The sequence below is a fragment of the Gillisia mitskevichiae genome (assembly GCF_003634585.1).
Taxonomy (GTDB): Bacteria; Bacteroidota; Bacteroidia; order Flavobacteriales; family Flavobacteriaceae; genus Gillisia; species Gillisia mitskevichiae.
On the sequence record NZ_RBLG01000002.1, the window covers coordinates 550,635 to 569,626 of the forward strand.

Below are 18,992 nucleotides of genomic sequence, written 5' to 3' on the forward strand. Positions count from 1 at the left end.
CTTACCAACTAATAGTAGAAAATATTGGATAATGATCTGATAATTTCACAGGAAACACCTCAAAAGTTTGAGTTTTTAAGCCTTCATCTATCATCATAAAATCGATTCTGAGCGGGAAATAACTTAGATTGAAGGTTTTTCCAAACCCACTACCCACTTCAAGAAAAGCATCTTTAAACCTATCTCCCCTTACTAGTTTGTAGATATATGAAAATGCCGTATTATTAAAATCTCCCATGATCAGAGTCTTGTAAGGAGAATTTTTCACCTCTGCCATCATCATTTCCGCTTGCTTTTGCTGAAGTTTGAACCCATGACCAATCCTTCCAAAAAGCTTTTTAGAATCTTCCTTTTGCAGATCGTCTATTCCTGGCTTTATATTTAAGGATTGAAAATGAACATTGAAAATACGCAATGTATCCTCATTCTTAACAATATCTACAAAGATCGCATTATTGTTTCCACTTTCAGGAAAATCTACAGAATGACTTTTAATAATAGGATATTTTGAAAAGATCGCTGAGCCAAACTCGGAACCGCCTTCTTTCAACTTTATAAATTTATAAGGATATCTTTTTGCCATTCCTGAAACACCTACAAAATGCTCTTGAGTGGCTAAAATATCTGGATCCTTTTCAGCAATAAAACTAGAAATCTTTTCAGGAATCTTATCATCTTCTGCCCATTTATAAGCATTGTACATCCGCACATTATAACTCATCAAGGAAATACTGTTTTCTCCTATAGAGTCTGGCTCACTGGAAAATTGGATCCAGGAAAGCACATAGTTATAACCTAATACTAAAACAATTAATGATAGGAATAACTGTCTTTTAAAACGAATTGCCCAAAAAAGTAAAAAAATGAAATTACATAGAATTAATAATGGTACTCCTAAACTAAGTACAGAAAGTAGCGGAAAAGTTTTTGGAGGGACATATGGCAATAAGTAAGAAAGTAATAGCGCGAAGGCCATAAACGAGTTTAAGACAAATATTAGTTTATCCAACAGGCCGAGATTCTTCATTTATTTGTCTTTACCTGCTTGAAATAGAAAATCTTTCTCTTGCTTAGTTAAACTATCATACCCGCTAGTACTAATCTTATCTAGAATAGCATCAATTTTTTGCTGCTTTTCATCTTTATTAATGATGGGAACCTTTGTTTTGTATGGACTAGCTCTTTTTTTCTTATAAACGGTTTTCATTGTAGCTTTCTGCTTTTTGGAAGAATCAAATAAAGAAATGAACCAATTTATAAACTTCTCAAAACCACTTGCTATATCATTACCTTGTGCCAGTTGCTTGGTATACATATATCCAAAGAAAGCACCACCCAAGTGTGCGAAATGCCCACCTGCATTACCAAATGGAATTTGTATAATATCTATTACTACTAAAAAGGCGGCGATATACCAAAACTTTATAGATCCTAAGAACATCAACCTAATTCTCATATTAGGGACCTTAGTGGCTACACCTACCAAGACCGACATTACACCTGCCGAAGCACCTACCAAATAAGACTTACCAGTGGCCTCAAAAGCAGGGAATAGATTATAACTTAACATATAAACTAAGGCGCCTATTATAATTCCAAGGAAATAAAATGTGAGCAGTTTTTTTGAAGAGAAATAATTCAGAAAATAGATCCCTGCATAATAAAGGATAAGCATGTTGGAAAGTATATGCCAAATCCCTGAATGCAAAAAGGAATAAGTAATTATAGACCAAGGTTTAAAAACAAATTCTCCAATTTCTTTAGGAAAAACCAACCATTCGGTAATAAAATCTGAAGGCAGCTTGAAGAGAAACGTGATGGTTTTAATCAAGAAAAACAAGATAAATACCAATACATTTATCGCAATCAGTTTTTCAACTACTGTTGCTGTTTGCAATTTATATCTGAATTTATCTGCTGGTCCCATCAATCCCACCTATTTTGTTCAAACTGATTCTTTTTCCAGTACCACATCATTATAAAGCCAAATAGAGCCCCACCAACGTGTGCAAAATGAGCTATTCCTCCACCAAATAATGAATATCCGGTTACGCCAGAGAATAGATCTATTGCTATTAAAATAGGGATAAATATCTTCGCCTTAATTGGCACTGGTACGAATAGTAAAAATAATTCAACATTTGGAAATAACATACCAAATGCAACTAAAACTCCATAAATTGCTCCAGAAGCACCAACAGCAGGAGTATTATATGCCGTAAACATGCCTTCTAGAGTGTCTTTAGAAACACTACCTAAAATGGAAGTATTATATTGCCCTGTTTCTAATAATTGCTGAATATCTACAGGATTCATTCCCGCATCTAATAACGCATTGAAACCAGATTGAACGTGAAAATAATTAACTAAAGAATGTATAATTGCAGCTCCAATTCCGCAGGAGAAATAAAAGAAAATGAATTTATTCTTCCCAAGCATTTGTTCTATGGGACTACCAAAAGCCCATAACGCATACATATTAAAAAGAATATGCATAAAACCTCCATGCATGAACATGTGTGTAACAACTTGCCAAACTCCGAAGTTCTCGTTCTGAAAGAACCAAAGGGAAAATAATTTATAGGTATAATCCCCAATAAACATAGTACCAATAAAAAAGATGGCATTAATTATAATAAGTACTTTAACAGTATCTGTAATTCTTCCCATTTACATGAATTTTTTTTCCAGTTCTTCCACTGGCAAGGTAATAAAAACAGGTTTGTTAAACGGAGTTAAACTAGGCTCTTTACAAGCAAATAATCCATTAACAATATGTTGCTGTTCTGTAGCATTCAACAAATTTCCAGACTTAACAGCCATACTCTTTGCCAAAGATTTAGCAAGTAGATCTGTATGAGAAAAATTGTTTTCTGGCACTTCATTTTGAAAATCTACCAATAGTTGCTCTAATAACATTTCTACTTCACTCTCTGAAATAGAGGTTGGAATCCCAATAATTTCTGCGGAATTAGCAGTGATCTCAGAAAATATGAAACCTGTTTGCTCTAATGAATCTTTGATCCCTTTAAGCAACTCAGTCTCTTGTTGATTAAACTGAAGCACTAACGGAAATAACAACTGCTGGCTAACTGCTGCAGAAACCGTAATACTTTTTAAAAGCTCTTCGTATAAAATTCTCGTATGCGCTCTATGTTGGTCTATTACTAACATCCCATTTTTAAGAGTGCTAATAATGAATTTTTTATTTAACTGAAAAGTGGAACTTTGGGTCTCTTCTGTATTGCTAGCTCCAAACAAATTCCCTGTTACTTCTTCACTCTCAAATTCTATCTGGCGAACATCTATATCGTTACCAATAGTTTCAGATTGCAAACCTGTGTAAAGGCTTTCCCAACTCGAGGATTCCTTTTTAAAATTACTTTTATAATTTGAAGAAGTTAAAGCTTCATTTTTAAAAGGATTAAAGCTTCTATCTACTTCAACTTGTGGGGTTGAAGCTCGCTTATTTTCATAATTATAAGGCGTATCCAAATTGGGATCTCTTTCAAAATCCAGAATTGGGGCTACATTAAATTGTCCCAAACTATGTTTTATGGCGCTTCTTAAAATTGCATATAAAGCATGCTCATCATCAAACTTTATTTCTGTCTTGGTGGGATGGATATTAATATCTATACTCTTAGGATCTACATGCAGATATAAAAAGTAGCTAGGATAAGCTCTATCCTTTAAAAGTCCTTCGAATGCCGCACTTACTGCATGATTTAAATAAGGGCTTTTTATGAATCTGTCATTCACGAAAAAGAATTGTTCTCCTCTTGTTCGCTTAGCATATTCTGGCTTTCCAACAAATCCAGAAATTTTCAGGATCTCTGTTTCTTCATTAACTGGAACCAATTTCTCATTGGATTTTCCACCTAAAATATTGGTGATTCGTTGCCGATAATTAGAAGCGGGAAGATTAAATAATTCTCCTGTATTATGAACTAATGAAAATGAAATTCCTGGATGTGCTAAAGCTACCCTCTGAAATTCATCTATGATATGTCGGGTTTCAACCGTATCCGACTTTAAGAAGTTTCTTCTGGCAGGAATATTATAAAAAAGATTCTTTACACTTATAGAAGTTCCTTTTGCCGTAACACAAACTTCTTGAGAAGTAATCTGGCTGCCCTCAATTTTTATGCAAGTTCCAACTTCATCTTCCTCTCTTCTTGTTTTTAATTCAACATGAGCAATTGCGGCTATAGAGGCTAGTGCCTCTCCCCTAAATCCTTTGGTTTGAAGTTGAAAAAGATCTTCAGCAGCTTTAATTTTAGAGGTAGCGTGACGCTCAAAACTTAGTCTGGAGTCGGTAATGCTCATTCCAGAACCATCATCTATAACACTTATAAGGATCTTGCCGGCTTCCTTAATATAAACTTGTATAGTTGATGCGTTTGCATCAATAGCATTCTCAAGCAATTCTTTAATTACAGAAGCTGGCCTTTGTACTACCTCTCCCGCAGCGATTTGGTTAGCCACATGGTCTGGCAGTAGATGAATTACATCGGTCATGGAAAATTAATTCTAAAAGATGGATAAATCAAAATCTATGATCCACAAGAAAATTATTACCAAGATGATAATAATATAGATCACACGTTTATTGATCTCGCGATTACCTCTAGTCCTACTAGAACTTCTGGCATCTGCCCATTGAGCACCGAAGTCTATAGAATTTGTGGTGTTTTTATATTTGTTGAATTTAGAATCGAAATCGTAAATATTCCCTGTATCCTTACCCTTATAATAACGTGGAGTGTAATTATATCGGGTGTTCTTCTTAGATTTATACAGGCTGAATTTCAAAATACTTTTTATTTCTTAATAGAACTTCAAATTTACTTAAAAAGCGAGAGAAAAGAAAGCTTGTTCAAGCAAAAAGAAAAGTACAAGAATAATGCCTAAAGGAATAAGTATTAAAACTTGGCGTCTATTCTTAATTGTGCCATTTTAATAGCGGTAACAGCAGCTTCAGAACCTTTATTGCCAAATCTTCCTCCAGAACGATCTATAGCTTGTTGCATATTTTGATCTGTTAGGACACAAAAAATTACAGGAATATCATTTTGAACATTAAGATCTTTAATTCCCTGAGTTACTCCTTGGCATACAAAATCGAAATGTTTGGTCTCCCCTTCCACTACACTTCCAATAGCAATAATTGCATCTAGCATATCATAGCTTTGTTGCATTTTTTTACAACCATAAATAAGCTCGAAGCTTCCCGGAACATTCCAACGAACAATATTCTCGTTGATCACCCCATTTTCCTTCAAAGTATCAAAAGCACCTTTAAAAAGTCCTTCCGTAATATTTTCATTCCATTCGGCTACAACAAGACCAAACCGGAAGTTTTTAGCTTCCGGCATTTGGCTTTTATCGTATTCGCTAAGATTTTTTCCTTGAGTTGCCATAGAAAATCTTTAGTTCATTGCTTCTGCTTTACCTAAATAGATAGCAACTTGATTTGCTTCTGGAGTATTAGCAAATTCGTCTTTAATTCTATTTAAATATTCAGTAGCTTTTTCACCTTCTCCTAATTGGATAGCAGTGATAGCAGCTTTTAATAAAAATCTTGGAGCAGTAAAGTCGTTAGAACGCATAGTTGCTGCCTTCTCGTAATAATTTAATGCTTCTTTAGGCTGATCTAATTGAAGAAATGCATCTCCCATTCCACCAACAGCTAAAGCAGATAGGATCTCATCGTCACCATCAAAATCTTCTAAATGATCTATCGCTTCCTGATACTTATTGGTATTTAAATATGCAAATCCAGCATAGTAATGAGCTAGATTTCCTGCATTTGTGCTTCCGTAGTTATCTATGATATCTAAGAAACCATATTTTCCTTCCCCACCATTCAATGCCATAGTATATAAAGAGTCACTCTCTGCGCCGGATCCAGCTAGAGCAGTGTCAAAATATTGTTGCGCTTGAAACATTTCGTTAGAAGCTTCCAATTCATTAGGCTCTTGGATAAAACGTTGCCATCCTAAATATCCTAAAACAACAACAGCCGCCAGTCCAACAATAATGTAGATCCATTTTTGGTTTTCTGCAACCCACTCTTCTGTTCTTCCAGCACCTTCATCTAAGGTGTTAAAAACTTCTGCAGTTGTAGATTCTTCCTCTATATGATTCTTTCTTTCTTCTTTAGTAGAAGGTTTAGAAGCTTTTTTCTTGTACGTAGCCATAAAATTGGTTTAATGAGTCGCAAAAATAAAATTTTTATTCTTATTTGAAAGAGAAATTATTTCTTATTTTTTAATACTTTCGGCGCGTTTCTATTACCTTTATTAAATTGAAATTAATAATTATTAAGCTGAATACCAGCATTTTATGTTTTTAAAAACGCTTTCCTTAGTCAATTATAAAAATTTAGATTCCTCCAGTTTTGATTTCGACTCCAAAATAAATTGTTTTGTGGGTAGAAATGGCGTTGGAAAAACCAATGTTTTAGATAGTATCTATCATTTATCTTTTGGTAAAAGTTATTTCAACCCAATTACTAGTCAAAACATCAATCACGATGCAGATTTTTTTGTTATTGAAGGCTCTTTAGATAAAAATGAGCGAGAAGAACACATCCTTGTTAGTGCGAAGCGTGGACAAAAGAAGGTGATTAAAAGAAACAATAAGCCTTACGAGAAATTTAGTGAACATATTGGGTTTATACCTGCAGTTATGATCTCTCCCGGCGATCGCGACCTTATTATAGAAGGTAGTGATACCAGAAGGAAATTTATGGATGGCGTAATTTCACAAAGCGATCAACTTTATCTAAATTCATTGATTTCCTACGGAAAAGTACTAGCGCAGCGAAATGCCTTATTAAAATATTTTGCAGCGAACACAAAATTCGATCGTGATACTCTAGAGATCTATAATGCGCAATTATCAGAATTTGGAAATATCATCTTTGAAAAGCGAAAGGATTTCTTAAATGAATTTATTCCGATCTTCAACGAACGCTATTCAGAGATCGCAAATAATCAGGAAGAAGTTAGATTAGAATATAAGAGCAAATTATTTGAAAAGTCTATTTCAACTTTATTGGAGGAGAATCTTCAAAAAGACATGGTCCTTCAATATACTAGCGTAGGACTGCATAAAGATGATCTAAGTTTCGAAATAGATGGGCATCCTATTAAAAAGTTTGGATCTCAAGGACAACAAAAATCCTTTCTTATTGCATTAAAGCTGGCACAATTCGACTTTATTAAAAGAGTAAGCAAGGTAAATCCAATCTTATTATTAGATGATATTTTCGATAAGTTAGATGAACAACGTGTAGCACATATTATAGCGCTTGTAGCCACAGACGAACTCGGACAGATCTTTATTAGCGATACACATGAAGATAGAACTGAAAAGGTGATGAAAGAAAGCAAGCAAACCTTCAAAATATTTAAATTATGATGAGAATTAGCATCCTATTAATCCTAATGATCTCCTTAAACAGTTGTACAAATAAACCTGAAGAGCAATTAGAACATATTAATGGCTATTGGGGCATTGAAAAAGTTGAATTTACAAAAGATTCCATTAGAGATTTTAAGATCAATGAAATTGTAGATTACATCGAGATCGTGGATAGTGTTGGCTTTAGAATAAAAGTAAAACCACAGTTTGATGGCACATATAAGCCTGCGGGAGAGCCAGAAAAAATCCTTGTTAAAATAGAAGATAAAAAAGTGGTTTTACATTATTCTACATCTTTTAATAATTGGAAAGAATTTATTGTAGCTTCCAAAAAAGAGGAACTTAGTTTAAAAAATGAGCGTGGAATCATTTATCACTATAAACGATACAAACCTCTAAAATTAGATTTAGATGAAAAAGAGAATGAATGAGAATATGAAGTTGAGTGAGGCATTAGAAAGTTTTGTGTCCTCAAATAAGCTTCAAAAAGGTTTAGATAAAGTAAACGTTAAGGATGTTTGGAATGACCAAATGGGACCTGGAATTGTAAAATATACCACGGCTATAAAGCTGGAAGGCAGCACATTGTTTATTCAACTTAGTTCTTCTGTGTTAAGGGAAGAATTGAGTTACGGGAGAGAGAAGATCATTAAGATTCTAAATGAAGCACTTAAAAAGGATTTGATCACAAAATTAGTCCTTAGGTAACATAACACGTCGTCCTGTTCCTATAGTTATTGGAATTATTTCAGAGGGATTCTGGATCAAGTTCAAAATGACGGATTTTATTTTACAATCATAAAATAAATAAAAAACAAAAAAAGCCGCTTCCTATAAGGAAACGGCTTTTTTAATTCTATCTAAATTACATCTAGAATAATTCTCTTCCTGCAAAATGAAAAGCAGCTTCTATAGCAGCATTCTCATCACTATCACTTCCGTGAACAGCATTTTCTCCAATAGAAGCAGCATATTTCTTACGGATAGTTCCTTCTGCAGCTTCAGCTGGGTTTGTAGCACCAATTAATGTTCTAAAATCTTCAACTGCATTATCTTTTTCTAATACTGCGGCAACAATAGGTCCTCTTGTCATGTATTCTACTAACTCTCCAAAAAACGGACGTTCGTTATGAACAGCATAAAAAGTTTCAGCATCTTTACGAGACATCTGAGTTAATTTCATTGCAACGATTCTAAATCCTGAAGTATTAATAAGTTCAAGGATCGCACCGATGTTCCCGTTTTCAACTGCATCGGGTTTAAGCATTGTAAAAGTTCTATTCTTAGCCATGATATGGTTTTTAATTTTTTGCAAAAGTACGAATTTGAACACTTTATGCAAGATTTTACTTTTTATTTATGATCCTTCTAGTATGTTATTTTTTCTAAAGTTTAGGTATGGTACAAATTCATAAAGTATAACTACTCTTAAAGGCAACTTTAAAAATGATAATTTATTCTAACTACTGCAGCAATTGCTTTTAACTATCTTATAAATTCCCGATTTATAATAGCGACATTCCATCATTTTATAAAATATATATTTTGTAATTTCACCCACGAATTTAAAGTTGGATTCAACAGTATTATTAAGAAAACTTCAGAATAAGATTTGAGTTTTTTTTGAAATTGGAATAGAATATTTCAACTTTGTTGTAATTCCGCTTTAATTGGCATTAAAATATGATTGAACAAAGCATTTTAGAGATCACCTCAGACCTATCAAGGGCCAACAACATTGTAATTGTACCACATAAAGGACCGGATGGCGATGCCATTGGCTCATGCTTGGGACTTTACCATTTTTTAAAAGGTAAAGGGCATCATGTAAATGTGATCGCTCCTAACGACTATCCAGACTTCTTAAAATGGCTACCAGGGCAGGAAGATATCTTGATTTATGAAAAGGATTATATGGTATGTAAACCTTTGATCACTAATGCAGATATTATCTTCACTCTAGACTTTAACGATCTTTCAAGAACCGGAGATATGCAAGATCCTTTAACTCAGGCTGAAGCTACCTTTATAATGATAGATCATCATCCTGAACCATCAACATATGCTCACCATACTTATAGTGACGCTTCTATGAGTTCTACTTGCCAGATGGTGTATCAATTCATTAAAAAGCTAAGAGCTGTAAAAAGCATCACTCCAGAAATTGCTACCTGTTTATATACTGGGATAATGACCGATACTGGTTCTTTTAGATTTAGATCTACATCTAGTGAAACCCACAAGGTGATCGCAGATCTTATTGAAAAAGGTGCCGATAATGCTAAAATCCATCAGGAAGTTTATGATACCTCTTCAGAAAGCAGATTAAAATTATTAGGAGTAGCGCTTCAAAACCTTAGAGTTAATAAAGAATCAAGGACTGCATACATCACTATTTCGCAGGAAGAATTAGATAAAAATAATTTCAGAAAAGGAGATACCGAGGGATTTGTAAATTATGGATTATCGCTGGAAGGTATTATTTTTGCCGCCATATTCATAGAACATAAAGTAGATGGTATTATTAAAATAAGCTTCCGTTCTAAAGGAAGTTTCAATGTAAATGAATTTGCAAGAGCTCATTTCCAAGGAGGCGGCCATGTAAATGCTGCTGGGGGGAAAAGTGATATTTCATTGGAAAACACCATCATTAAATTTAATAGCGTACTTCCACAATACAAGGAAAAATTAAGTTTATGAAGATAAAACTCATAACTATACTCGTATTAATACTAGGTGTAATGGGGTGTAAATCTCCAGAAGCCCGAAGACCTGTCACTCAAAATTCTGGTTCCTTTATTAATGAATCTATTCAAAGAAATAAAAAACTAGTTGCAAAGGAAGAAGCTATTATTCTTAAAATGATCGAGCAGGATTCTACTAAAGAATATATTGCCTCCAGCAATGGCTTCTGGTATTATTACAATAAAAGATCTACCGATTCTTTAAATATTAATATGCCGGAGTATGGCGATGTCGTGAGATTCGATTATAATATTAAAGATTTGAATGGCAACTATATCTACGATGTTGGAGAAATTCCAACTAAAAGATATGCTATGGACAGGGAAAATCTATTTGGAGGTTTAAGAGAAGGTCTAAAACTTATGAAAGAGGGCGAAATTGTTACTTTTATCTTCCCTTCTCACAAAGCATTTGGTTATTATGGTGATAAAGATAGAATTGGCACCAATATTCCTATTATTACTGAAGTTTCATTACACACAATTACCCAAGAAATAAACACTAATAAATCTGATAATTAATTAATATGAAAAGATTAAGCATGCTTTTGGTTTGTGCCATTCTACTTGGCCTAGTAAGTTGTAAAGAGGATTATCCAGACCTTAAAGATGGTCTTTATGCCGAATTCAACACTAATAAAGGTTCTTTTATAACTGAATTGTATTACAAGGAAACTCCAACTACGGTTGCTAACTTTGTTTCTTTAGCTGAAGGAGATAGTCATGAAATGGTTGACAGTACCTCTAAAGGAAAAAAATACTATGACGGATTAATTTTTCACCGTGTTATAAAAGGTTTTATGATACAAGGTGGAGATCCAACTGGAACCGGAAGTGGAGATCCTGGATATAGATTCCCAGACGAAATAGTAGACACTTTAAGTCATGCTACTAAAGGAACCTTATCTATGGCAAATGCAGGTCCGGGAACTAATGGAAGTCAGTTTTTCATCACTTTAGCTCCAACTCCTTGGTTAGACGGAAAACATACCATTTTTGGTAAAGTATTGGAAGGTCAAGCCGTAGTAGATAGTATTGGGATGGTTAAAACCCTTGCAAGAGATAAGCCAGAAAAAGATGTAGTTTTAGAAAGCGTAAAGATCATCCGTAAAGGAAAAGATGCGAAAGCTTTTAAAGCTGCGAAAACTTTTGAATCTAAATTAGCTCAAGCTAAGATAGATGAAGAAAAAAAGGCTGCAGCTACTGCAGAAATAAAGAAAGAAAATGCTAGTAAATTCAGCTCTTTAAAATCTGATACAGAAGAATTAGAAAGTGGAGTTAAAATTCATTTCCTAAAAAAGGGTGAAGACACTAAGATTCCACAAGGGTCTACTGTTATGGTGAACTATGCTGGGTATTTTGAGGATGGAACTATATTCGACACTAGCTGGCAAGATGTTGCAGAAAAGAATGATGCACTTAATCATGCTAAACGAGATCAAGGTGGTTACCAACCAATGCCAACTAAATATGGCCCAGACGCACCTATGATTCCAGGATTTAAAGAAGGATTATTAAATATGAATGTAGGAGACCGCGCTGTGGTTTTTATTCCTTCTCATTTAGGATATGGTGAAAGAGGAGCTGGTGATGCTATTCCTCCAAATACTGATCTTATTTTTGAATTAGAAATAGTAGAGATTCAGAAGTAAATCTTAAATTATATAAAATTATAAATCCCGCTCCTTTTAGGAAGCGGGATTTTTTTATGCTATTAATTATTCTAAGTCTTTAATAATTATTTCTTCGGAATATTTTTAAGGATCTCTAAAACGAATTTCCAATATTTCTGAGAAGAACTGATGCTAGCACGCTCATCTGGAGAATGCGCTCCTCTAATCGTTGGTCCAAAAGAAATCATATCCATTTCTGGGTAATGACTTCCAATTATCCCACATTCTAATCCTGCATGACATGCAGCTACATCTGCCTTTTCATTAAATAATTCAGAATATAAATTATCCAATACTTTTAAGATGTCAGAATCTCTGTTTGGAGCCCAACCAGGATAATCTCCAGATAAAGTAACTTCAAAACCCGCAAGTTCTAAACTAGCTCTTAAGGAATTTGTAAGATCGTCTTTAGACGATTCTACAGAAGATCTTGTAAGACATTTAAGGTTGATGTTTCCATCTTTAACTTCAACTTTGGCTAAATTATTAGAAGTCTCTACTAAACCTTCAATTTCTGGGCTCATTCTAAAAACTCCATTATGCAAAGCATACATAGATTTTAAAATGGTTTCCTGAGTTTCAGTATCCATTACCTTGCTAGTAGAATCCATTTTCACCAATTCCAACTTCATATTAGGCTCTAGCTTAGCAAATTCGGTCTTAATGGCTTCAAAATCATTCATTAATTCAGATTCGAATGCTTTGATCTGAAAATCATCTACCAAGACAGTTGCTTCACTTTCTCTGGGAATAGCATTTCTAAGCCCACCCCCTTTTATTTCAGCAATACGAATCCCAAAATTCTCAGAAGCTGAGTACAATAAACGGTTCATTAACTTATTGGCATTTCCCAAACCTTTAATGATATCCATTCCAGAATGTCCGCCTTGTAAACCATTAAGCGTGATCTTAAAAGCGCTCATGTCTTCTGGAGCATCTTCTTGCGTATATTTTCTAGTAGCTGTAACATCTATTCCTCCTGCACAACCAATTCCTATTTCATCATCCTCTTCAGTATCCAGATTTAAAAGAATATCTCCCTTTAACAGTCCAGGCTCCAAACCTTTAGCACCGGTCATTCCAGTTTCCTCATCTATAGTGAATAAAGCTTCAAGAGCAGGATGTTCTATAGTATCACTTTCTAAGATTGCCATGATCGTAGCAACTCCTAATCCATTATCTGCACCTAACGTAGTTCCTTTTGCTCTTACCCAATCTCCATCTACATACATTTCTATTCCCTGTGTATCAAAATCGAATTTGGTATCATTATTTTTTTGATGTACCATATCTAAGTGAGATTGTAACACAACGGCTTTTCTATCTTCCATTCCAGAAGTTGCAGGTTTTTTGATTATTACATTCCCTACTTTATCAACAAGCGTTTCTAATTTAAGTGTATTACCAAAGTTTTTTATAAACTCTATAACCCTTTCCTCTTTTTTAGATGGTCTGGGAACTTCATTAAGATCGGCGAATTTGTTCCATAAAACTTTAGGTTCTTGTGCTCTTATTTCTTCATTCATAGTATTAATATTTGCTATATTCACAAAGATATTGGTAATTCACAAACCACGAAATTTTGTAGCAGCTTATTAGAATTTATTTAGGAAGTGAAAAATAAAACAAGTCTCATTTTAGCCATTTTATTGCCAGTACAAATTATTGCTATTAAAATAATTTCGGCATTTCCAGAATTTGTTGAAAGATGGTATAGTACAGGTTTGTATCCGTTAATCTCTAAAATAATGAGGTTTTCGCTTGGGGTGTTTCCGTTCTCTCTAGGAGATCTGTTATACACTTTCTTTATCATCTCTATATTTAGATGGCTTTATATTAGATTTAAAACCAAATTTAGAAGCTATAAAAAATGGTTTGTGGAATTACTTGCTACTTTCTCTATTATCTATGCTTGTTTTCATATTTTTTGGGGCTTCAATTACTATAGACTTCCACTCCACCGAACTTTAAAAATTAAAAACACATATACAACAGAAGAATTAGTTCTCTTAACAGAAACCTTAATTAAGAAATCAAATCAGGTTCACACAGGTCTGGTGGATAACGATTCTTTAAAAGTGAACTATAATTTTAAGAAGACAACACTTTTCAGTAAAACTATTGAAGGTTATGAAAGTTTAAGTCACAAATACCCTAAACTTACCTACGAGGGTAAAAGCTTAAAACGATCTCTTTATAGTTTACCCTTAACTTATATGGGATTTAATGGGTATTTAAATCCACTCACCAATGAAGCTCAGGTAAATACCCAGATCTTAAGATATAAGATCCCAACAACTGCAAGTCATGAAATTGGTCATCAGTTGGGTTTTGCCAAAGAGAACGAAGCAAATTTTATAGCCTGTCTTGCAACTATGAATCATCCAGATCCCTATTTTCAATATGCAGGATTTACTTTTGCACTGCGTTATTGTTTGAATGAACTATATGTTAGAGATCAAGCCAAAGCAGATCAATTGTTAAAAAAGATCCATCCAGGGATCTTGGCTAATTATAAAGAAGTGAGAGATTTTTGGGAAACCCATAAAAACCCCTTGGAACCTATGTTCCAGATCACTTACAATGGCTTTCTTAAAGCTAATAATCAAGCAGATGGAATGAAAAGCTATAGTTATGTGGTGGCGCTACTCGTTAACTATTTCGACGATGTAGAGAATGCTTTTTAATAGCCCGTTTCATTTCATAAATAATTCTTAAATTCAGCTTTCTTATTTTTTAAAGCAAACCACTTTTAAACAATTAATTTTATGAGATTAAAATTTCTACTCTTAAGCCTAGTCTTTTTTTCTGGGCTGAACTTGTACGCACAAGATTACTTTCCCAACAATGATGGGGTTAACACGGAAAATACGAATTACACCATTTTTAAAAATGCAAAAATTCACGTAGATCCTACTACTATTATAGAAAATGGAATGATCGCTGTTAGAGAAGGCAAGATTACTGCTGTTGGAAAAAACATATCAGTTCCAAAAAATAGTATTGTTATAGATTTAAAAGGGAAAGACGTTTATCCTTCTTTCATCGAGATCTATAGTGATTTTGGGATGAAAAAAGCAACAAAAGCTGGAAGCGAAAATGGTCAACCACAATACAATGCAAGTCGCGAAGGCTATTATTGGAACGATCACATTCGCCCAGAAACAAATGCACTGGAGTCTTTTTCTTTTGATAAATCTGAAGCAGAAAAATTTCAGAAGAACGGATTTGGAGTTGTAAATACGCATCTTGCAGATGGCATTATGCGGGGAACAGGAATGTTGGTAAGTTTAAATACTGCAGGTTCTGAAGGAGATCGGATTTTAAAAGATAGATCTGCTAATTTTCTCTCTTTCGATAAGAGTGTAAAATCCAGACAATCTTATCCTACTTCTATAATGGGAGCCATGGCTTTATTAAGACAAACCTACATAGACGCAGCATGGTATGAAAAAGGAAATATATCTAATAAAGATTTGGCTTTAGAAGCCTTAAATAGAAATAAATCTTTAACCCAAATTTTTAAGACCGATAACTTATTTGATGAATTAAGAGCAGATAAAGTTGGAGATGAATACGGGATTCAATATCTCATATTTGGTAGTGGATATGAATTTGAAAACATTGCTGAAATAAAAAACACAAACGCCACTTTTATAATTCCGTTGGATTTCCCAGAAGCCTATGATCTTGAAAATCCATTTATGGCAAATAATGTGAGCTTACAAGATATGAAGCGTTGGAATCAGGCTCCTTCTAACTTAATGCAACTTGCCAAAAACGATATTCCTTTCATATTAACCACTCAAAATTTAAAGGATGAAAAGAAATTTAGAGAGAATCTTCTAAAAGCCATTTCTTACGGCTTAGATAAAAAGAAAGCTCTTGCTGCACTAACCACAACTCCCGCAAAATTTTTGGGTGAAGAGAATAAATTAGGAGTGATCAAACAAGGAGCTTGGGCTAATTTTTTAATTACCTCAGGAGAGATATTTGATAAAGAAACCGTGCTTTTTGAGAATTGGATCCAAGGTAAAAAAGTTGTTCTGGAAAATATGAACACAGAAAATCTGGAGGGTAAATATACTTTAGCCGTAGATGGAAAAAAGTATGATCTGGAAATTTCAGGAAAACCAAATGCTCCGAAAGCCGAAGTAAAATTGGGCGATACAAAAATAAAATCTAAGTTATCTTATTCAGATACTTGGATGCAACTATTACTATCGTCACCAGATTCTACCAAAACAGAATACACAAGATTAGTCGCAAAAGTAAGCGAAGGAAGCAATAAAATAAATGGGCGAGCTATTTTAAGCAATGGTCAAGAAACTGCTTTTACAGCTACAAAGTCTGCAGATTCAACCAAAGTAGATAAGAAAAAAGAAGACGATAAAGAAGAAACTATTCTACCTATTGTGCCACTCACCTACCCTAATATGGCGTACGGTTTTAAGGAGCTTCCTAAGCAAGGAGATGTTCTGTTTAAAAATGCAACGGTTTGGACGAATACCGAAAAAGGGATTTTAGAGAAAACAGATGTTTTAATTAGGAATGGAAAAATAGCTGGTGTAGGTACAAATCTTAATGCCGGAAAAGCTAAGGTTATCGATGCCACAGGAAAACACTTAACCACCGGTATTATAGATGAACACTCACATATTGGAGCATCAGCAATTAATGAAGCAGGACAAAATTCTTCCGCAGAGGTTTCTATGGAAGACGTTATAGATCCTACCGATATTAATATTTATAGAAATCTTGCAGGAGGTGTAACTACTATTCAATTATTACATGGTTCTGCTAACCCTATTGGTGGCCAATCTGCAATTATGAAATTAAAGTGGGGCTCGAGCGCAGATGGAATGATCTTTCCAGATTCTCCTAAGTTTATAAAATTTGCGCTTGGAGAGAACGTAAAACAAGCAAACTGGGATAGTAAAAGCAGGTTTCCACAAACCAGAATGGGCGTAGAACAAGTGTTTACAGATTATTTTAGTCAGGCTAAAGATTACGAAGCAGCTAAGAAAACTGGAAACTACAGGAAGGATATAGAAATGGAAACTCTAATTGAAATTATGAATGGAGAACGTTTTGTAAGTAGCCATTCTTACGTACAAAGTGAGATAAATATGCTTATGAAAGTTGCTGAAGCATTTGATTTTAGAATTAACACCTTCACTCATATTTTAGAAGGTTATAAAGTAGCCGATAAAATGAAGGAACATGGCGCTGGAGCTTCTACATTTTCAGATTGGTGGGCTTACAAATACGAGGTGAAAGATGCTATTCCTTATAACGCGGCTATAATGCACAACGCAGGTCTTACTGTGGCTATAAATAGTGATGACGGGGAAATGAGCCGAAGATTAAATCAAGAAGCTGCGAAAAGTGTGAAATATGGAGGCATTTCTGAAGAAGAAGCTTGGAAATTTGTCACCCTAAATCCTGCAAAATTATTGCATTTAGATCATCGTGTTGGAAGTATAGAAACTGGGAAAGATGGAGATGTGGTGCTATGGTCTGGTAATCCATTATCTATTTATAGCAAAGCTGAAAAAACGCTCATTGAAGGTGCTGTCTATTTTGACATTGAAAAAGACAAGGAACTTAGGAAAGAAATTGCTCAACAGAAGAATATGCTTACTGGCCAGATGCTAAGTGCTAAAAACGGAGGAGCAAAAACACAGCCTGCAACCAAGAAAGAAGATCAAAAAATGCATTGTGACACTTTGGAAACCTACTAATATTGAAAAAGATGAAAAGAATAAAAATAACACTCCTACTGAGTATTTTAATAATAACAAGTTCATTATATGCTCAGCAAACGCCTACTCCTGCTCAAAGTGAAGCAGTAAGTATCGTTGGCGCAACTGCACATATAGGAAATGGAGAAATCATAGAAAACAGTTTGATCATTTTTGAAAACGGGATCTTAACTCAGGTTTTAGATGCTACCACTACAAAAATGCAATATCGAGGAACTATTATAAATGCTGAAGGCAAACATGTGTACCCAGGCATTATTGCTCCAAATACCACTCTTGGTTTAGTTGAAATCGCTTCTCTTAGACCAACAGATGATGAAGATGAAATTGGAGAAATGTTACCACATATTAGAAGTTTGGTAGCATATAATGCTGAAAGTCAAATTGTAGAAAGCATGAGACCAAATGGTGTTTTAATAGGAGAAATAGTTCCAAGAGGTGGAACAATATCTGGAACTTCTTCTATCGTTCAATTTGACGCTTGGAACTGGGAAGATGCTGCCATTAAGAAAGACAACGGACTTCATATTAATTGGCCAAATAGCTTAAAACGTGGCAGATGGTGGCTAGGTGAAGAAAGAGGTTTGAAACCAAATGAGGATTACGCTGAAGATGTTCTAAAACTCACGCAGTTCTTTAATAACTCTAGAGCTTATATTCAGGGAGATCAAAAACAAGAAAATTTACCTTTTAAATCTATGGAGACAGTTTTCTCTAATGGTAAAAAGGTGTTTATTCATGTAGATGGGGAACGGGAAATTGTGGATGCTATTCAGTTTAAAAAAGATCAGAATATAAAAGATATGGTAATTGTAGGTGGATATGATGCTGTGAAGGTTGCAGATCTTATCAAAGCCGAAAATATTGCAGTATTAACTCCTCGCCCACATACTACTCCCAATCAAGATGATGAAGATTATGACTATAATTACAAACTTGCCAAACTACTTAGTGATAAAGGAATTTTAGTAGGATTGGAAAGCAGCGGGCAAATGGAACGTGCTAGTACCAGAAACTTGCCTTTTTATGCCGGAACTGTTGCAGCAAATGGAATGGATAAGGAAGAAGCTTTGAAATTGATCACCTTGAACAATGCTAAAATCCTAGGGATCGATGATAGATTAGGAACTTTAGAAAAAGGAAAGGATGCTACACTTTTTATAAGTGAAGGTGATGCCTTAGATATGCGAACAAACAAATTGACGAAAGCATACATACAAGGACGAGAATTGAGTTTAGAAAGTCATCAAACAGAATTATATCATAGGTATTCTGATAAATATGAAAGCCAGAAAGAAGATTAATTTTGAGATAAGAATTAAATTAGTATTTCCGAAAAGATGATTAAACCGGTTCAGCATTATGAAAAGCTTAAAAGG

Annotated in this window: 18 protein-coding genes; 9 read left to right on the plus strand and 9 right to left on the minus strand. The window is 34.3% G+C overall.

What is annotated here, in order from left to right; translation table 11 throughout:
* Nucleotide 1: 1 nt before the first annotated feature.
* The 7 genes from BC962_RS08250 to BC962_RS08280 all read right to left on the minus strand — a co-directional run bounded on the left by BC962_RS08250 (nucleotide 2) and on the right by BC962_RS08280 (nucleotide 6,203).
* Nucleotides 2–1,027 carry an endonuclease/exonuclease/phosphatase family protein gene (locus BC962_RS08250; protein WP_245984125.1) on the minus strand — a complete coding sequence of 342 codons (1,026 nt, stop codon included), beginning with the start codon at nucleotides 1,025–1,027 and terminating at the stop codon, nucleotides 2–4.
* A complete protein-coding gene (locus BC962_RS08255) occupies nucleotides 1,028–1,927 on the minus strand; it encodes a rhomboid family intramembrane serine protease (RefSeq protein ID WP_121345521.1) in 900 nt (299 codons plus the stop codon).
* Entirely contained in the window at nucleotides 1,927–2,670 is a 744-nt protein-coding gene (locus tag BC962_RS08260) for a rhomboid family intramembrane serine protease (RefSeq protein ID WP_121345522.1), read from the minus strand. The genes BC962_RS08255 and BC962_RS08260 overlap by 1 nt, the downstream gene beginning before the upstream one ends.
* Nucleotides 2,671–4,521 (minus strand): DNA mismatch repair endonuclease MutL, encoded by a 1,851-nt coding sequence (gene mutL / locus BC962_RS08265; protein ID WP_121345523.1) that lies wholly within the window; start codon nucleotides 4,519–4,521, stop codon nucleotides 2,671–2,673. It lies immediately after the preceding gene.
* Between the two features lie 12 nt (nucleotides 4,522–4,533).
* On the minus strand, nucleotides 4,534–4,815 hold the full coding sequence (locus tag BC962_RS08270) for a hypothetical protein (RefSeq protein WP_121345524.1): 282 nt from the start codon (nucleotides 4,813–4,815) through the stop codon (nucleotides 4,534–4,536).
* 110 nt (nucleotides 4,816–4,925) lie between these two features.
* Nucleotides 4,926–5,423 (minus strand): 6,7-dimethyl-8-ribityllumazine synthase, encoded by a 498-nt coding sequence (ribH, locus tag BC962_RS08275; RefSeq protein WP_121345525.1) that lies wholly within the window; start codon nucleotides 5,421–5,423, stop codon nucleotides 4,926–4,928.
* Nucleotides 5,424–5,432: 9 nt separating this feature from the next.
* The gene (locus tag BC962_RS08280; protein ID WP_121345526.1) at nucleotides 5,433–6,203 is read right to left on the minus strand and encodes a tetratricopeptide repeat protein; all 771 of its coding nucleotides are present in this window, start codon (nucleotides 6,201–6,203) and stop codon (nucleotides 5,433–5,435) included.
* A gap of 145 nt (nucleotides 6,204–6,348) precedes the next feature.
* On the opposite strand from BC962_RS08280, the gene recF reads away from it, so the two are divergent.
* From recF to BC962_RS08295, 3 genes are read left to right on the plus strand one after another with little or no spacing between them, the layout of a single operon-like run.
* Nucleotides 6,349–7,428: a DNA replication/repair protein RecF gene (gene recF / locus BC962_RS08285; RefSeq protein WP_121345527.1), complete on the plus strand. Its 1,080-nt coding sequence runs from the start codon at nucleotides 6,349–6,351 to the stop codon at nucleotides 7,426–7,428.
* Nucleotides 7,425–7,862, plus strand: a complete 438-nt coding sequence (locus BC962_RS08290; RefSeq protein ID WP_121345528.1) for a hypothetical protein — start codon at nucleotides 7,425–7,427, stop codon at nucleotides 7,860–7,862. The genes recF and BC962_RS08290 overlap by 4 nt, the downstream gene beginning before the upstream one ends.
* Nucleotides 7,843–8,139 carry a DUF721 domain-containing protein gene (locus BC962_RS08295; protein WP_121345529.1) on the plus strand — a complete coding sequence of 99 codons (297 nt, stop codon included), beginning with the start codon at nucleotides 7,843–7,845 and terminating at the stop codon, nucleotides 8,137–8,139. Before BC962_RS08290 ends, BC962_RS08295 begins: the two co-directional genes overlap by 20 nt.
* A 163-nt stretch (nucleotides 8,140–8,302) precedes the next feature.
* Here the strand turns inward: BC962_RS08295 and BC962_RS08300 are convergent, their stop codons facing one another.
* Nucleotides 8,303–8,722: a nucleoside-diphosphate kinase gene (locus tag BC962_RS08300; RefSeq protein WP_121345530.1), complete on the minus strand. Its 420-nt coding sequence runs from the start codon at nucleotides 8,720–8,722 to the stop codon at nucleotides 8,303–8,305.
* A 392-nt stretch (nucleotides 8,723–9,114) separates the two neighbouring features.
* On the opposite strand from BC962_RS08300, the gene BC962_RS08305 reads away from it, so the two are divergent.
* Genes BC962_RS08305 through BC962_RS08315 form a run of 3 tightly spaced genes read left to right on the plus strand, consistent with a single transcriptional unit; the run spans nucleotide 9,115 to nucleotide 11,827 of the window.
* Nucleotides 9,115–10,131 (plus strand): DHH family phosphoesterase, encoded by a 1,017-nt coding sequence (locus BC962_RS08305; RefSeq protein WP_121345531.1) that lies wholly within the window; start codon nucleotides 9,115–9,117, stop codon nucleotides 10,129–10,131.
* Entirely contained in the window at nucleotides 10,128–10,697 is a 570-nt protein-coding gene (gene gldI / locus BC962_RS08310) for a gliding motility-associated peptidyl-prolyl isomerase GldI (protein ID WP_121345532.1), read from the plus strand. The genes BC962_RS08305 and gldI overlap by 4 nt, the downstream gene beginning before the upstream one ends.
* A gap of 5 nt (nucleotides 10,698–10,702) precedes the next feature.
* Nucleotides 10,703–11,827: a peptidylprolyl isomerase gene (locus tag BC962_RS08315; protein WP_121345533.1), complete on the plus strand. Its 1,125-nt coding sequence runs from the start codon at nucleotides 10,703–10,705 to the stop codon at nucleotides 11,825–11,827.
* Nucleotides 11,828–11,913: 86 nt separating this feature from the next.
* Here the strand turns inward: BC962_RS08315 and BC962_RS08320 are convergent, their stop codons facing one another.
* The gene (locus tag BC962_RS08320) at nucleotides 11,914–13,374 is read right to left on the minus strand and encodes an aminoacyl-histidine dipeptidase (RefSeq protein ID WP_121345534.1); all 1,461 of its coding nucleotides are present in this window, start codon (nucleotides 13,372–13,374) and stop codon (nucleotides 11,914–11,916) included.
* An 87-nt stretch (nucleotides 13,375–13,461) separates the two neighbouring features.
* Between BC962_RS08320 and BC962_RS08325 the strand changes: the two genes are divergently transcribed.
* The 3 genes from BC962_RS08325 to BC962_RS08335 all read left to right on the plus strand — a co-directional run bounded on the left by BC962_RS08325 (nucleotide 13,462) and on the right by BC962_RS08335 (nucleotide 18,917).
* Nucleotides 13,462–14,535 carry a DUF3810 domain-containing protein gene (locus BC962_RS08325; RefSeq protein ID WP_121345535.1) on the plus strand — a complete coding sequence of 358 codons (1,074 nt, stop codon included), beginning with the start codon at nucleotides 13,462–13,464 and terminating at the stop codon, nucleotides 14,533–14,535.
* A gap of 81 nt (nucleotides 14,536–14,616) precedes the next feature.
* On the plus strand, nucleotides 14,617–17,592 hold the full coding sequence (locus BC962_RS08330) for an amidohydrolase family protein (RefSeq protein ID WP_121345536.1): 2,976 nt from the start codon (nucleotides 14,617–14,619) through the stop codon (nucleotides 17,590–17,592).
* A gap of 11 nt (nucleotides 17,593–17,603) precedes the next feature.
* The gene (locus tag BC962_RS08335) at nucleotides 17,604–18,917 is read left to right on the plus strand and encodes an amidohydrolase family protein (protein WP_121345537.1); all 1,314 of its coding nucleotides are present in this window, start codon (nucleotides 17,604–17,606) and stop codon (nucleotides 18,915–18,917) included.
* Nucleotides 18,918–18,992: the final 75 nt, after the last annotated feature.

What these genes read in the sequence shown, in the direction of transcription:
- BC962_RS08250 (WP_245984125.1), bottom strand. Translation starts at nt 1,027, where the DNA reads ATGAAGAATCTCGGCCTGTTGGATAAACTAATATTTGTCTTAAACTCG.
- BC962_RS08255 (WP_121345521.1), bottom strand. Translation starts at nt 1,927, where the DNA reads ATGGGACCAGCAGATAAATTCAGATATAAATTGCAAACAGCAACAGTA.
- BC962_RS08260 (WP_121345522.1), bottom strand. Translation starts at nt 2,670, where the DNA reads ATGGGAAGAATTACAGATACTGTTAAAGTACTTATTATAATTAATGCC.
- mutL (WP_121345523.1), bottom strand. Translation starts at nt 4,521, where the DNA reads ATGACCGATGTAATTCATCTACTGCCAGACCATGTGGCTAACCAAATC.
- ribH (WP_121345525.1), bottom strand. Translation starts at nt 5,423, where the DNA reads ATGGCAACTCAAGGAAAAAATCTTAGCGAATACGATAAAAGCCAAATG.
- BC962_RS08280 (WP_121345526.1), bottom strand. Translation starts at nt 6,203, where the DNA reads ATGGCTACGTACAAGAAAAAAGCTTCTAAACCTTCTACTAAAGAAGAA.
- recF (WP_121345527.1), top strand. Translation starts at nt 6,349, where the DNA reads ATGTTTTTAAAAACGCTTTCCTTAGTCAATTATAAAAATTTAGATTCC.
- BC962_RS08290 (WP_121345528.1), top strand. Translation starts at nt 7,425, where the DNA reads ATGATGAGAATTAGCATCCTATTAATCCTAATGATCTCCTTAAACAGT.
- BC962_RS08295 (WP_121345529.1), top strand. Translation starts at nt 7,843, where the DNA reads ATGAAAAAGAGAATGAATGAGAATATGAAGTTGAGTGAGGCATTAGAA.
- BC962_RS08300 (WP_121345530.1), bottom strand. Translation starts at nt 8,722, where the DNA reads ATGGCTAAGAATAGAACTTTTACAATGCTTAAACCCGATGCAGTTGAA.
- BC962_RS08305 (WP_121345531.1), top strand. Translation starts at nt 9,115, where the DNA reads ATGATTGAACAAAGCATTTTAGAGATCACCTCAGACCTATCAAGGGCC.
- gldI (WP_121345532.1), top strand. Translation starts at nt 10,128, where the DNA reads ATGAAGATAAAACTCATAACTATACTCGTATTAATACTAGGTGTAATG.
- BC962_RS08315 (WP_121345533.1), top strand. Translation starts at nt 10,703, where the DNA reads ATGAAAAGATTAAGCATGCTTTTGGTTTGTGCCATTCTACTTGGCCTA.
- BC962_RS08320 (WP_121345534.1), bottom strand. Translation starts at nt 13,374, where the DNA reads ATGAATGAAGAAATAAGAGCACAAGAACCTAAAGTTTTATGGAACAAA.
- BC962_RS08330 (WP_121345536.1), top strand. Translation starts at nt 14,617, where the DNA reads ATGAGATTAAAATTTCTACTCTTAAGCCTAGTCTTTTTTTCTGGGCTG.
- BC962_RS08335 (WP_121345537.1), top strand. Translation starts at nt 17,604, where the DNA reads ATGAAAAGAATAAAAATAACACTCCTACTGAGTATTTTAATAATAACA.